The sequence below is a fragment of the Pseudomonas sp. AL03 genome (genome assembly GCF_029960815.1).
GTDB lineage: Bacteria > Pseudomonadota > Gammaproteobacteria > Pseudomonadales > Pseudomonadaceae > Aquipseudomonas.
The window spans coordinates 118,811-132,853 of record NZ_JASBRE010000008.1 but is presented as its reverse complement, the minus strand read 5'-3'; the positions used below and the strand labels follow the sequence as shown (position 1 = coordinate 132,853).

Below are 14,043 nucleotides of genomic sequence, written 5' to 3'. Positions count from 1 at the left end.
TGCAGTTCAAAAGGATTGCCATGCCCGTTATTGATACGTTCATCGCTTCACGTGATGGCCGCCCAGATCCCGACGCGCTGTTGGAGAAGCTGCAACAGGACGAACAGGCCGCCCTGCGCGGGAAACTGCGCATCTATTTCGGTTCCAACGCAGGGGTGGGGAAAACCTGCGCCATGCTCACCGCGGCCCAACGCGAAGTGAACCAGGGCCGTGACCTGGTGGCTGGCGTGATAGAAACCCATGGCCGACGGGAAACCGCGGAACTGCTCGCCGGCCTGGAACTGCTGCCGCGCTACAACGTGATGCATCGCGAGTGCGCCCTCAGCGAGTTCGATCTAAATGCTGCGTTGGCGCGGCGTCCGGCGGTGCTGCTGGTGGATGAACTGGCCCACAGCAACGTTCCCGGTTCGCGTCACCCCAAGCGCTGGCAGGATGTCGAAGAACTGCTGCGCGCCGGCATCGACGTCTGGACCACCCTCAATGTCCAGCACCTGGAAAGTCTCAACGATATCGTCAGCGGGATCATCGGCATCCGGGTGCGCGAGACCGTGCCCGATCATCTGTTCGACGATGCTCATGAAGTGGTGGTGATCGACCTGCCACCCGATGACCTGCTGCGCCGCCTCAAGGAAGGCAAGGTCTACCTGCCGCCCCAGGCCGAGCGCGCGTCCCGGCATTTCTTCCGCAAGGGCAACTTGCTGGCCTTGCGCGAGCTGGCGCTGCGGCGTACCGCTGATCGCGTCGATGCACAGATGCGCGTCTATCGCCGCGAGCGGTCCATCAACACCCTTTGGCCCGCGCGCGAGCGTTTGCTGGTCGGAGTGGCAGGGCACCCTTCGGATGATCGTCTGGTTCGTGAAGCGGCGCGTCTGGCACAAAAGCTTGAGGCGGACTGGATTGTCGTCCATGTGCCTTCGGTGCAGCGCCGTGGCGCAGATGCGAGCCGCTATGCCGCCGCCATGAAGGCCTTGGCGCTGGCCGCCGAATTCGGTGCCGACACCGCCACGCTGTCCGGCATGGACGTGGCCGAGGCGCTGGTGGCGTTTGCTCGTGAGCACAACGCCAACCGCCTGGTGTTGGGGCATTACCCGCGCAAGGTCTGGCAGTTCTGGCACCCGTCGGTCAGTGACCGCATCAGCCGTCGCCATCCCGAGATCGATCAGATTGTCATCGCTCATGGCCCGTTGCCCATGGTGGTTGCGGTTGCGGTGAATACTGATGCAGCGCTGCCACCCAGCAGGGCACCGGCGTATCTGTGGGCCAGCCTGGCCTGTTTTGCCGCCACGGCGGTGGCTGCCTTGCTGTTGCAGGTGTTTGATCTGGCCAACGTGGTCATGCTGTTTTTGCTCACGGTGGTGCTGGTCGCCCTGCGTTATGGGAGAGGGCCAGGTGTCTGGGCAGCGATGCTGGCGGTGCTGTGTTTTGATTTCTTTTTCGTCCAGCCACGCTGGTCGTTCACGGTCAACGACACCCAGTACTTCTTTACCTTCGCCCTGATGCTGGGTATTGCGTTGATCACCGGGCAGCTCACGGCACGCTTGCGTCATGAAGCCCGCACCGCCGCCGGTCGTGAGCGGCGCGCGACGTCGTTGGCCAGGCTGGCGCGCGACTTGTCGGCGGCGCTGACGGTGGAACAGATCACGGAGGTGGCACTGCGCACCTTCAGCGGCGTGTTTGAAGCGCGGGTCGGGCTGACACTGCCGGACGCCACAGACAGTGTCCACGCTCGTGGCGCCGGAGCATTCCCGATCGATGAAAGCATTGCCCAATGGGTTTACGACCATGGCCAACCTGCCGGTCAGGGCACCGATACGCTGGCCGCCGCTCAGGGCCGCTATTTGCCGTTGAAGGCGCCAATGCGCGTGCGCGGAGTGTTGGTGCTCGAGCTGGCTGAACCCGAGCGATTGAACGAGCCGGAAGAGCAGCGCCTGCTTGAGGCCTGCATGAGCCAACTGGCAATCGCGCTGGAGCGGGTGCATTTCGTCGAGGTGGCGCAAAGCACCCTGGTGCAGATGGAGGGTGAGCGCATGCGCAATACCCTGCTGGCCGCGATTTCTCATGACCTGCGCACGCCGCTGACCACCATTATCGGCGCGGCAGATGCAGCGGCGCCCCATGCGCCGCCCGGACCACTGGTGCAGTTGCTGGGCGGTATCCGCGATCAGGCCAGCTCCATGCAGCGGTTGATCGAAAACCTGTTGGACATGGCCCGGATGCAGGAACGCGGTGTGCGCCTCAACCGGCAATGGCACTCACTGGAGGAAATCGTCGGCAGCGCTTTGCGTCAACTGCGCGAGCCGTTGGCGCGGCATGTGGTGCGTACCGCGCTGTCGCCGCGGTTGCCGTTGGTGGAAGTCGATGCGCTGTTGATCGAGCGTGTTCTGGTCAACCTGCTGGACAACGCCGCCAAGTACACCCCGGCCGGAACGCTGGTACAGGTTGTGGCCCGGCAAGAGGAGGACAGCATGGTGCTGGAGGTGATCGACGCCGGTCCCGGTTGTCCTCAGGGCAGCACGCCTCAGAGCTTGTTCGAACCGTTCACGCGGGGGCAGCAGGAGTCGGCCGTTGCCGGCATCGGCCTTGGGCTGGCGTTGGCAAGACGTATTGTCCAGGCCCATGGCGCAACGATCGAGGCTCAGCCTCAGGCCACCTCGGGCATCCGCTTTGTGATCACTCTACCGGCGGGTCACCCGCCTTCCATGGAATCGCTATGACCAGTGCACGCATCCTCATTGTCGAGGACGAGGCCAACATCCGTCGTTTCGTCGGTATCGCGCTGCAAGACGAAGGTTTTCAGGTGTTCGAGGCCGACAACGTCAAACGCGCCCTGATCCACGCCGCCAGTCGTCAACCGGATCTGGTGATTGTCGATCTGGGCTTGCCCGACGGTGACGGCAAACAATTGATCAGCGAGCTGCGGGGCTGGATGACGGTGCCGATTCTGGTGCTGTCGGCCCGTGATCGTGAAGAGGAGAAAGTGGCCGCACTGGATGCGGGGGCGGACGACTATCTGGTCAAACCCTTCGGCGTGCCCGAGTTGCTCGCGCGTATCCGCGCCCAGTTGCGTCGGCATGTGCAAAACGGGACCACCGCGGTCACCAGCAAGGTGACATTCGGCATGATCGAGGTAGACATGGCCACGCACGAGGTCCGGCGCGAGGACCAACCGGTCCATCTAACGCCCATCGAGTATCGCTTGCTGTGCGCGCTGATTCGCGGACAAAGCCGGGTCATGACCCATCGCCAGCTACTGCTGGAAGTGTGGGGCCTGGATTACGTCGATCGTGCTCACTATCTGCGGGTGCACATGGCGCACTTGCGGCAAAAACTGGAGGCCGATGCGGCCCAGCCGCAGCATTTCATCACCGAATTGCAGGTGGGATATCGCTTGGTGGGGCTGTAAAGCACGGCGGACGCTGGTCGCAGCGCCTGGCCGTGTGTCACTCACTTGTCTTTTTTGATCCGGCGCTCGTGCAGGAAATCGATGTACAGCGTGATGAAACCGAACGAGGTAATGCTGAACAACACGAGTAGGCCGATTTGAGTCGAGCTCATGATCAAAGTCCTGGGGGGGGGACGAGGAGCGCTCAACCTGCCGTGGCAGGGTGTCGTCAATCGTCGAGGACTCAATAGATAATACGAACCCAGGGCCTTGGGTAGCGGTTATATGAAAGCTTTACGGCGCCGTCCTTGAACCCTATGCACTTCATACGAGAGGTGGGTATTGGGCGTTCGAGAGCAAGCAAGTATTGTTAGACTCGGCGAGCGTTATCCTGTCATCTCACTTTGCCCCAAGGTCTGCGCAGCGCCATGAACTCGACGAACCCTGTTATCCGATACGTCCTGCCTGCTGATCTGGACCGCTGCTACGCCATCGAAACCGTGGCCTACGAAGGCGACGAAGCCGCTACGCGCGAAAAGATTGCCACCCGCATCGCCACCTGGCCCGAGGGTTTCATCGTCGCCGAAGTCGATGGCATGGTCGCCGGTTTCATCAATTCCGGTGCGGCGTTTCAGGTGCAAATGTCGGACGAGGCGTTAAAGGAACTGATCGGCCACGACCCGGCCGGCCCGCACGTGGTGATCATGTCGGTGGTGGTGCACCCGGATTACCAGGGTCAAGGTTTGGCGAAACGCTTGATGGGCGAATTCATCGAGCGGATGCGCGCGTTGGGCAAGACCAGCATCAACCTGATGTGCAAGGAGCGGCACATTCCGCTCTATGCCGGGTTCGGGTTTGCCTACATCAAGCCTTCCGCCTCGGACCACGGCGGGATGGCGTGGCATGAGATGGTGTTGGATCTTTGAGAAGAGCAAATGATTTCTTGAGATAAGTTTTTAATGGACTAAATTCAGATCTTGTTGCGTTGGCCATCCTGATCGTTACTGCCCTAACCACCTCAGAAAGTCAGACTCATGCGCCGTTCATACCCGATACGGCCCTTGTAGGCTTCGCCGCGGTCGACCCAGCCGAATTTCGCATAGAGCGCGATGGCGGCCTCGTTGTCCGCATCCACCGATAGCTCCAGCGCTTTGATCTCAGGAAACGCCTGACGCGCCACGTCGGGCAAGGCTTGCAGGCAGGCCTTGCCATAGCCTTTGCCCTGAGCCCGATGATCGACTTGCAGCGCATGCAGGGTGGCGCTGTGTTCATTGGCCCACGCCGGCAATACGGGCGGGCGCTTGAGCAGCAGAAAGGCCACGGGAATTTCCTCGGCCAGCAGCGCAAATCCCTGGACGCCGGGGCCGGGTTTGGACAGCAAGGTGTGCAATGCACCGTGGATGTCGCCGGAAAACTTGATTTGTTCTTTGTGAACTTCAATGGCCTCGACCTGCTGGCGCTGGCGCGCGTTAAGGCTTTCGTAAGGCACGAGTCGGGCTGTCACTGGAGTGTCCTTTTTCCAACATAAATGTGTTTCGGATTCTAACGAGTTTGCGTTCCTGGATTATTTTTATTTGGGCTGTCGATTTGGCTTTTCGCCAGACGACTAGGGGTGTCTTCACCACAAAAACCACGGAGAACCACCATGAACGCTACACACGAGATCCAGACCCTGATCGACATCTATCGTCAGGCGTTCATCGCCAAGGATGTCGAGAAACTCATGTCCCTGTATGCCGACGACATCGTCTCCTACGACGCGGTCAAGGCCCTGCAATTTCGGGGCAAAGCGGCCTACCGCGCGCATTGGCAGGAGTGCTTGGAAATGTGCCAGGGCGCGCACACGTTTGACTTCGACCAAATGAACATCGTGGCGGACGAGCACATCGCCTTCGCCCATTGGCTGGCCCATTGCGGCGGCACTAACGAGAAAGGCGAAACCCAGGCCTGCTGGATGCGCGTGACCGCCTGCTATCGGCGCGACGATGGGCAATGGCGCATCGTCCACGAACACTGGTCCGCCCCGTTCGACATGATGAGCGGCACGGCGCTGTTCAACCTGGAACCGTGAGCGTCGGACTGATTTGTCGGGCTGATCGTCGGGAAACAGCGCTAAAGTCTCAATCAGCAGCCATAGTTGATCAGTTCGATCAGGGCAGAGCCCCAAGAATGGAGAGCTTTCCATGAAGTATTTATGCCTGGTCTACAGCAACGAACGCGAGTTGCACTCGCTGCCCGAAAGCCCGGAGGACGCTGAATGCATGGCCTATGCCGAGTCGATCCAGGGCAGCGGCCGAATGGTCGCCGCCGAGGCGCTGGAGTCGGTGCAGACCGCGACCACCGTGCGCATGCGCAACGGCAAGATGTCGATCACCGACGGCCCATTTGCCGAAACCAAGGAGCAGTTGGCCGGCTTCTACCTGATCGATGCCAAGGACCTCAATGAAGCCATCCAGGTCGCTGGCAACATCCCGGCGGCCCGGGTTGGCTGTGTCGAGGTGCGTCCCGTTCGCCAGTTGAGTCCCTGAGTAACATTCACAAAACAGGAGATCTTAATGAGTCCGCAACCCTATAAAAAACAGCCTGCCGAGTGCGAAATGGACCTGTGGGTCGGCGGCCAGTTTCGCACCCTGATGCGCGCACCGGACGGCACAGAGTACCCGACCATCGGCGTGTTTCTGGAAATCGTTGCCCCTGAACGGCTGGTCTTCACTGACGCTTTCACCCCCGGCTGGATTCCTTCGGGCAAGCCGTTCATGTCTGCCGAAGTGACACTCGAAGACCGCGACGGCAAAACCCTCTACACCGCCCGCACCCTGCACTGGAGCGAGGAAGATCGCCAGGCACACGAGGCCATGGGTTTTCACGACGGTTGGGGACAAAGTCTCGATCGACTGGTGACGTTGGTGACCGAAGGCATGCCCGACTGATGTCTGGCGAATCGGTACGTGCGCAGGTCGAGCAGGTTTACCGCAAAGACTCGCGGCGAATTCTGGCGACCCTGATCCGGTTGCTCGGCGATTTCGACCTTGCCGAAGAGGCCTTGCACGAGGCGTTTTTCATCGCGGTCGAGCGCTGGCAGCGTGACGGGGTGCCGGACAATCCGCGCACCTGGCTTGTGTCCACGGGGCGCTTCAAGGCCATCGATGTGTTGCGTCGACGCGCACGCTTCATCGCGTCGCAACCGATGTTGATCGCTCAACTGGAGGCGCTGGAGCAGGCCGACTGGAGTGACGAAGACGTGGAAGACGATCGCCTGCGCCTGATCTTCACCTGTTGCCACCCGGCACTCGCGGCGGACGCGCAGGTGCCGTTGACGCTGAGGGAAGTCTGCGACCTGACCACGGAGGAAATCGCCCGGGCCTTTCTGTCGGCGCCTGCGACCATCGCCCAGCGCATTGTGCGCGCCAAGGCCAAAATCCGTGACGCGAAAATTCCTTATCAGGTGCCGACCCTGGCGGAATTGCCCGAGCGCCTGGACAGCGTGCTGCGGGTGATTTACCTGGTGTTCAACGAAGGCTATTCCGCGTCAGTCGGCGCCGAACTGACCCGTGAGGATTTGACCCGCGAAGCGATTCGGCTCGGTCGTTTGTTGATGGAACTGCTGCCCGAATCCGAAGTGATGGGGCTGCTGGCACTGATGCTGCTGCATGAGTCCCGACGTCCGGCGCGGACGTCAGCGAGCGGGGAGTTGATCGTGCTGGATGAGCAGGATCGTACGTTGTGGGACGCCGGGATGATTGCTGAAGGCTGCGCACTGGTGGAGCGGGCGCTGACGACCCGGGGTTTCGGGCCATATTGCTTGCAAGCGGCGATTGCGGCGGTGCATGCCGAAGCGTCCACGGCGGCGCAAACGGACTGGCTGGAGATTGTGGGGCTGTATGACGTGTTGTTGCAGGCGGTGCCTTCGCCGGTGATTGAATTGAACCGTGCGGCGGCGATTTCCAAACGGGATGGGCCGTTGGCGGGGCTGACGTTGGTTGAAGGGATTCTGGCGCGGGGTGAGTTGCTGGATTACCACTTGGCGCACTCGGCACGGGCCGAGTTTTGTCGGCAGTTGGGGCGGGTTGAGGAGGCGAGGGCGGCTTATGAGCGGGCGTTGGAGTTGACGCAGCAGGTGCCGGAACGACGGTTTATTGAGGCCCGGATTAAGGCGTTGGATCGGGGAGTGCCATAAATTTTGTGTTCGGGCATAACATGTTGAAGAGGTGCATGTATGCCGACTAAGAAAAAACCGGCCCGTGAGGCCACGCGAGACCTTCCAACCATTCCCAAAGAGCTGATTGATCAGTTCGTAAACGGCCCGATGAGTGCAGAAGCCATTCAGGACGTCTCGATGGCGTTCAAAAAGGCATTGATCGGGCGAGCCCCGCGCTGCTTGAGCTGCCAGTTCAACGCCAGCCCATCCAGATGCGCGCCACACACCACCAATCGCGCTCGGTCATTACGCGCGGCAGCTGTCAGTGCAGGCGCGGCCGAACCTTGCTGGCGTTGCAAGGCGTCCGCCACGCTCAACAAATATTGATCGGTAAATGCCCGGCCAAACAGCGTTATGCCCCAAGGCAAACCATTACCCATGAAACCGCTGGGCACGGCGACGGCGGCGTAATCGAGCAGGTTCATGAAATGGGTGTAATAGCCCAGTTCCGAATTGCGCAGCACCGGTTCGGCGTCCAGTTCCGCCAGCGTGACGGGGCGGCCGAGGGTGGGTGTGAGCACGCAATCGAGGCCGTCCAGCGCCTTGTCGCAAAGAGCCTTCAGCACTTGCAGTCGATACTGGGCGCGGAACGTTTGCACGCCGTTCACCGCTGGAGCCTTGGCCAGCACCGCGCGAATCACCGGCAGCACCGCTTCCGGGTTTTTCTCCATCAACTCGCCTGCCACGCTGTAGCGTTCGGCCACCCACGGGCCTTCATAAAGCAATCGCGTCTTTCTGAGCGGCCTGGGACGAGACGCTCACGAAGGCTGCGAAAGCAGCGGCAAGCAGGGCGGGTAAACGAAGCTGGGACATGGGTGGTTCTCCAGTTGATCAAGGGCGGGCAGGAGTCAACGCGGCACCGTGAACGGTGGCTTGTCTCCCGGGCTTTTATCCCGCCGTGTAACCTCAACTGGAGGTCGCCAACTCTCGGACCAGCCGCTCGCCTTAGCGAGCCGGAACCCTAGTCAGCCATTGCAAATTGTGGAGCCGCGAACCTGTGATGACTCCTGCACGTCTTTGCTAAAGCGAGAGCCGTGCCAAGTTGGTTTGAGCGCTCTGGCTCGGGGGATTACGGGGTCGGCGCGTTGGGACGGGGTGGGGGTGTTGCCTTTTGATGGTGCGTGCTGCACCGCAATGGAACGTGCTGGCCGCTAATCCGTAGGTTTACGTTGCGCCGCAGGGTCCATGGAGGCGCCGTTTTTTATGGGGGAAGGTGAAAAACCTTTCATCGGCGACTTGTTTCAATCTATTTCAGGAACGCACCAGATTTGGAATTCGATGTCTGATCTTTCGACTGTCACCGAATAATTGACTGTCGCCTGCCAGCGTCGCTGGTGTGGCTCACTCGCGGTCCAGGAGGCCGCCATGCTCTGTCGAAAAAAGCTCGGCCAAATTCTTCTGATTGTTTTATTGGGATTGTCTCTTGGTGCATGTGTACCCTATTCCGATGGAGGAGCCAGCTACTACAGTTCCGAGGTCTATACCTCGCCAGCGCCAGCCTATTATTCCGGTGGATCTTACTATTCAGGTGACGGCGGTTATTACACGCAACCACGCCGGTACTACGCACCGCCAGCGCGTTATTACCAGCCAACACCGCGGTATTACCACCAGCCGCGGGTGTATCAACCGGCACCACGCTATTACCAGTCGCAACGAGGCGACTATCGGGCCCATCAGAACCACGGTTGGGACGGCCGTAACCGCGGCGGTCGGGACAACGACTATCGCGGACATGGTGGACGGGACAATCGTGGCGGACGCGGCGATCACAACGGTCGCGGCGATCACGATGGCCGAGGCGGCCACCGTTAAACACTCATAAAAAATGCGGCGCATGAAGCGCCGCTTTTTTATGCCCGGATGTCAGGACTCCTACAGATCAGCCAGCGGATGCCGACCTTCCCAGGCCTTGTGGAAATGCGCTTGCACCACCGCATCCGGCACGTTGTTGATGTCCGGCCAGTGCCAGTGAGGTTTCTGATCCTTGTCGATCAACCGCGCACGCACGCCTTCGCTGAACTCTGGATGACGGCAACAGTTGAGGCTCATGGTGTACTCCATCTGAAAGACTTGAGCCAACGACAGGTGCCGGGCGCGGGCGATCTGTTCCCACACCAGATGAGCGGTCAGGGGCGAGCCTTCGCTCATGGTTTTCGCGGCACGACTGAGGAGCAGATCCGTGTTGTCGCGCAACTGGCTGATCGCCTTCCAGGCGCAGCGCACGTCACTGACATCCAGCAGCTCATCAATCTGCTGGCGTCGTGGCAGCCACTGGGCATCGGGCATTTGCGCGAGCGCTTCCTGCTGCAACGCCTTGAGCAGGCTGTTGAGCTGCATCGCCGTCTGTTCCTGCCAGTTCAATTGCAGCAGGCCTTCGATCAGCTTTTCTTGCTGTTCATCGAGCAGGAAACGATCGGCAAGGTCCAAATCGATCGCATCGCGTCCGTTCATATGGGCGCCGGTCAGGCCGAGGAATAATCCGAGCTTGCCGGGCAGGCGCGACAGAAACCAACTGGCCCCGACATCCGGGTACAAACCGATACTGATTTCCGGCATCGCCAGGCGGCTGCTCGGCGTGACAATCCGGAGGCTCGCCCCTTGCAGCAGCCCCATGCCGCCGCCGAGCACATAGCCATGCCCCCAGCAGATCAGCGGTTTAGGGTACGTGTGCAGATTGAAGTCCAGGCGATATTCCGCCGCAAAAAAGTGCGCGGCCAACGGCGGCACTTCGCCTGGATGGGTGCGACAGGCTTCCACCAGGCTGCGGACTTCACCGCCGGCGCAAAAGGCCTTGGCACCGTTGCCGCGCAACACGACGCAGACGATTTGCGGCTCTTTGGCCCAGGCGTCCAGTTGATCGCGCAAGGCGTTGATCATTGGCAAGGACAGGGCATTGAGGGAATTTTCGGCATCCAGGCTGGCAACGCCGATGCGGGCGCCGTCGGTGCCGGTGAGTTCTTCGAAGTGCAGATTCATCGTGACCTCGATTGGGAATTTGAGCGTTCAGTATGATCGCTATGCAGGAAAGTGCCGGATCTGCGTCAGATCAATTGACAAGCGTGATGGGCTTTCCTAGGGTTCGCTCCATTGTTTTTGCCGGATGTAACCATGACTGCTGACGACCGTATCAAACTCGAACCGAGCTGGAAGGAGGCACTGCGTGCCGAATTCGACCAGCCCTACATGGCAGAGTTGCGCAACTTCCTGCAAGAGGAGCGCGCGGCAGGCAAGGAAATATACCCGCCAGGACCGATGATTTTCAATGCGCTCAATTTGACGCCGCTGGATAAGGTCAAAGTCGTCATTCTCGGCCAGGACCCGTATCACGGTCCGGGACAGGCCCACGGCTTGTGCTTCTCGGTGCAACCGGGCGTACCGGCTCCGCCGTCATTGGTGAACATCTATAAAGAGTTGAAGCGCGACCTGAACATCGACATCCCGGGCCACGGCTGCCTGCAAAGCTGGGCCGACCAGGGCGTGCTGATGATCAACACCACCATGACCGTGGAACGTGCCAACGCCAACGCCCATGCGGGTAAAGGCTGGCAGCACTTTACCGATCGGATTATCGAAGTGGTTAGCGAACACCAGCCACATCTGGTGTTTTTGCTGTGGGGCGCGCATGCCCAGAGCAAGCAGAAACTGATCGACGCCACCAAGCACCTGGTGCTGACCTCAGTGCATCCATCACCGTTGTCCGCTTATCGCGGCTTCCTCGGCTGCGGGCACTTCAGCCGAACCAATAAGTATCTTGAGCAGAATGGCGAGACGCCGATCGAATGGCGGTTGCCGCCAGTCTAAAAAGCATCGCGAGCAAGCTTGCTCCCACATTGATTTTTTGAACACTGAAGATCCAGTGTGGGAGCGAGCTTGCTCCGGGCGGCGTTCCGACGATGGCGTCGACTCGGTCTTTCAGACTGAATCCGGCTTTCGATTCCAATACTGGAACAACGGCTCCGCCAGAAACAATACAAACAACAGCCGCATCACCTGCATCGCCGTCACCAGCGGCACCGACAATTGCAGGGTCTCCGCCGTCAGGCTCATCTCCGCAATCCCGCCGGGCATCATGCCCAAGGTCAGCGAACGCAGATCCAGGTGGGTCAGCGCACTCAACCCCAATGCCGCCAGCGTGGCGATCAACATGGTCAGCACCGTGCCGATCAAGGTCCGGCCCATGAACGACGGGGCGCGACGGAAAAACTGCCGATTGAAGTGACACCCCAACCCGCTGCCAATCAGCCATTGGCCGATCTGGCTGCCGCCGTTGGGCAAACCGATGTGCAGGTCCCAACCAATGCTCACCGCCGCACTCACCAACAACGGCCCGAACAGCCACGGATTGGGTTGACGAAGACGTTCCCAGAGCCACGCCGCCAAGGCCCCCGCCGGGAAGAGAAGAGCGAGCCACCACCCGTTGACGGTGGACGGATGAAAAATCGGTGCATCGCCGCCCAGCAAATACTTGAACGCCGCCGGCACACACAGCACCACCACCAACACCCGCAGACTTTGCCCCGCCGCAACACGGCTGAGCACCGCGCCGTTACGCGCGCCGAGGTTGACCATCTCCCCGGAACCGCCCGGCATGCTGGAAAAGAACGCCGTAGCGCGATCTTCACCGGTACGCCGCATCAACCAGACCCCGACCACGGCCGACAGGCTGGTGACCAACGCACCGAAGAAGATCAGACCGAAGTGGCTCAGGACCTGCTCCATCACCACCGGGGTGAAGTGCAGGCCGATGCCGATACCGACAATCCACTGGCCGCACTTGCGGCCGCCAGGGATTTCCGCCAATTGCCAGGGTGTCAGGCAGCGCACCAGGATGATCGCCAGCAACGAGCCGACCATCCACGGCAGTGGCCAGCCGATCTGACTGGCGAGGTAACCGCCCAGCAGACCGACCAGCGGGGTTCCCCACCAGGCTTTGAAGGGTGTTCGATCAGACATCGGCGATAGCGCGTCGGGCTACCGAACGTTTGCGCCAGATTCGCAGGATCGGCACCAGCAGCATCACGGCGATCAACGCCCAGACACCCATGGTGATCCCGCTCGACCAGAGAATCTCCAGTGAACCGTTGGAGATCGACAAGGCTCGGCGCAGGTTCTGTTCCATCAAGCCTCCGAGGATGAAGCCCAGCAGAACAGGCGATAACGGAAAGTCCAGCTTGCGCAGAATGTAGCCGAAGATGCCGATACCAATCATCAGGAACAGGTCGAAGGTGGTGGCATGCACCGCGAAAACGCCGATGGCGGTAATGATCGCGATCATCGGCACCAGCGCCCAGTTCGGCACGGCGAGGATGCGGGTGAAGATGCGGATCATTGGAATATTGAGGATCACCAACATGATGTTGGCGACAAACAACGAAGCGATCAGACCCCAGACGATGTCGGGTTGCTGTTGGAACAGCAGCGGACCCGGGGTGATGTTGTACAGCGACAGTGCGCCGATCATCACCGCCGTCGTTCCCGAACCGGGAACACCCAGCGTCAACATTGGCACCAGGGCGCCGCAGGCTTCAGCGCCGATGGCGGTTTCCGGAGCGGCGAGACCACGCTTGTCGCCTTGTCCGAATTTTCCGCTTGGACCCGCGATACGTTTCTCGGTCATGTAAGCCACGGCGCTGGCCAGTGTCGCACCGGCACCGGGCAACACACCCATGATGAACCCGAGCACACCGCAACGCATGTTCACCCAGAACACCGAAGCGGCCTCCTTGAAGTTGAACATCATGCGCCCAGTGGCTTGGAACGCTTCCTGGCCACGGTGGGTTTTTTCCAGCAGCAAGAGGATTTCACTGATCGAGAACAGACCCAGCACCAGCACCACGAACTGGATGCCATCGGTGAGGTGGATGTTGTCGCCGGTGAAGCGGTAGACACCGCTGTTGGCATCAATGCCGACCGTCGACAGGAACAGGCCGATCAGCGCCGCAATAAACGTCTTGAGCGGTCGATCGCCAGCCATGCCGCCGAGGCAGACAATCGCGAACACCATCAGCACAAAGTATTCCGCCGGACCGAAGGCAATCGCCCATTTCGCCAGAATCGGTGCGAACACCACCATCCCGCAGGTCGCAATGAAAGCACCGATGAACGAACTCCACGCCGATAGCGACAGCGCAACGCCCGCCATCCCTTGACGAGCCATCGGGTAGCCGTCGAGGGTGGTCATCACGGTGGAGGCTTCGCCCGGAATGTTCAGCAGAATCGAACTGATCCGGCCGCCGTACTCGCAACCCAGATAAACCGCGGCCAGCAGGATCAACGCCGATTCTGGTGGCAGGCCGAGGGCGAAGGCGATCGGGATCAGCAACGCCACGCCGTTGATCGGACCCAGGCCGGGGAGCAGGCCGACGACGGTGCCGATCAGCGTGCCGCTAAGTGCGGTCACCAGGTTGTAAGGGGTCAATGCGACGCCGAAGCCGTGACTCAAATAACCAAGCGTATCCAT

Annotated in this window: 13 protein-coding genes, 2 pseudogenes and 1 riboswitch; of the genes and pseudogenes, 10 read left to right on the top strand and 5 right to left on the bottom strand. The window is 60.5% G+C overall.

Features of this window, described 5'->3' with window-relative positions; all coding sequences use genetic code 11:
- The first annotated feature begins 20 nt into the window (after positions 1-20).
- The 3 genes from QK293_RS10670 to QK293_RS10660 all read left to right on the top strand — a co-directional run bounded on the left by QK293_RS10670 (position 21) and on the right by QK293_RS10660 (position 4,308).
- On the top strand, positions 21-2,714 hold the full coding sequence (locus tag QK293_RS10670; protein WP_282377243.1) for a sensor histidine kinase KdpD: 2,694 nt from the start codon (positions 21-23) through the stop codon (positions 2,712-2,714).
- Positions 2,711-3,403, top strand: coding sequence for a response regulator (locus QK293_RS10665; protein ID WP_282377242.1), 693 nt, complete (start codon positions 2,711-2,713; stop codon positions 3,401-3,403). Before QK293_RS10670 ends, QK293_RS10665 begins: the two co-directional genes overlap by 4 nt.
- Before the next feature lie 407 nt (positions 3,404-3,810).
- Positions 3,811-4,308 (top strand): GNAT family N-acetyltransferase, encoded by a 498-nt coding sequence (locus QK293_RS10660; protein WP_282377241.1) that lies wholly within the window; start codon positions 3,811-3,813, stop codon positions 4,306-4,308.
- Positions 4,309-4,400: 92 nt separating this feature from the next.
- On the opposite strand, the gene QK293_RS10655 is transcribed toward QK293_RS10660, so the two are convergent.
- Positions 4,401-4,886, bottom strand: a complete 486-nt coding sequence (locus tag QK293_RS10655) for a GNAT family N-acetyltransferase (protein ID WP_282377239.1) — start codon at positions 4,884-4,886, stop codon at positions 4,401-4,403.
- A gap of 141 nt (positions 4,887-5,027) precedes the next feature.
- Between QK293_RS10655 and QK293_RS10650 the strand changes: the two genes are divergently transcribed.
- From QK293_RS10650 to QK293_RS10630, 5 genes and pseudogenes are all read left to right on the top strand, one after another.
- A complete protein-coding gene (locus QK293_RS10650) occupies positions 5,028-5,453 on the top strand; it encodes an SgcJ/EcaC family oxidoreductase (RefSeq protein ID WP_282377238.1) in 426 nt (141 codons plus the stop codon).
- Between the two features lie 112 nt (positions 5,454-5,565).
- Complete coding sequence (locus QK293_RS10645) at positions 5,566-5,910, top strand: YciI family protein (RefSeq protein WP_282377237.1); 345 nt, start codon at positions 5,566-5,568, stop codon at positions 5,908-5,910.
- 27 nt (positions 5,911-5,937) lie between these two features.
- Positions 5,938-6,312 carry an SRPBCC domain-containing protein gene (locus tag QK293_RS10640; protein ID WP_282377236.1) on the top strand — a complete coding sequence of 125 codons (375 nt, stop codon included), beginning with the start codon at positions 5,938-5,940 and terminating at the stop codon, positions 6,310-6,312.
- The gene (locus QK293_RS10635) at positions 6,312-7,559 is read left to right on the top strand and encodes an RNA polymerase sigma factor (protein ID WP_282377234.1); all 1,248 of its coding nucleotides are present in this window, start codon (positions 6,312-6,314) and stop codon (positions 7,557-7,559) included. Before QK293_RS10640 ends, QK293_RS10635 begins: the two co-directional genes overlap by 1 nt.
- A 39-nt stretch (positions 7,560-7,598) precedes the next feature.
- A pseudogene (locus QK293_RS10630) lies at positions 7,599-7,751 on the top strand (IS256 family transposase); the annotation flags it as partial.
- Here the strand turns inward: QK293_RS10630 and QK293_RS10625 are convergent.
- Positions 7,745-8,308, bottom strand: a pseudogene (locus QK293_RS10625) (amidase family protein); the annotation flags it as partial. The pseudogenes QK293_RS10630 and QK293_RS10625 sit on opposite strands and share 7 nt — an antisense overlap.
- A 147-nt stretch (positions 8,309-8,455) precedes the next feature.
- Positions 8,456-8,556: riboswitch (guanidine-I (ykkC/yxkD leader) on the bottom strand.
- A gap of 389 nt (positions 8,557-8,945) precedes the next feature.
- Here QK293_RS10625 and QK293_RS10620 point away from each other — a divergent pair.
- Complete coding sequence (locus QK293_RS10620; protein ID WP_282377233.1) at positions 8,946-9,395, top strand: hypothetical protein; 450 nt, start codon at positions 8,946-8,948, stop codon at positions 9,393-9,395.
- Positions 9,396-9,455: 60 nt separating this feature from the next.
- Here the strand turns inward: QK293_RS10620 and QK293_RS10615 are convergent, their stop codons facing one another.
- A complete protein-coding gene (locus QK293_RS10615; protein ID WP_282377232.1) occupies positions 9,456-10,559 on the bottom strand; it encodes an enoyl-CoA hydratase/isomerase family protein in 1,104 nt (367 codons plus the stop codon).
- 132 nt (positions 10,560-10,691) lie between these two features.
- On the opposite strand from QK293_RS10615, the gene ung reads away from it, so the two are divergent.
- Positions 10,692-11,384 (top strand): uracil-DNA glycosylase, encoded by a 693-nt coding sequence (gene ung / locus QK293_RS10610; RefSeq protein WP_282377231.1) that lies wholly within the window; start codon positions 10,692-10,694, stop codon positions 11,382-11,384.
- A gap of 111 nt (positions 11,385-11,495) precedes the next feature.
- Here ung and QK293_RS10605 read toward each other — a convergent pair whose 3' ends face one another.
- Together QK293_RS10605 and QK293_RS10600 are read right to left on the bottom strand one after the other, a co-directional pair.
- A complete protein-coding gene (locus tag QK293_RS10605; protein ID WP_282377230.1) occupies positions 11,496-12,536 on the bottom strand; it encodes an AbrB family transcriptional regulator in 1,041 nt (346 codons plus the stop codon).
- On the bottom strand, positions 12,529-14,043 hold the full coding sequence (locus QK293_RS10600) for a tripartite tricarboxylate transporter permease (protein ID WP_253437722.1): 1,515 nt from the start codon (positions 14,041-14,043) through the stop codon (positions 12,529-12,531). Before QK293_RS10600 ends, QK293_RS10605 begins: the two co-directional genes overlap by 8 nt.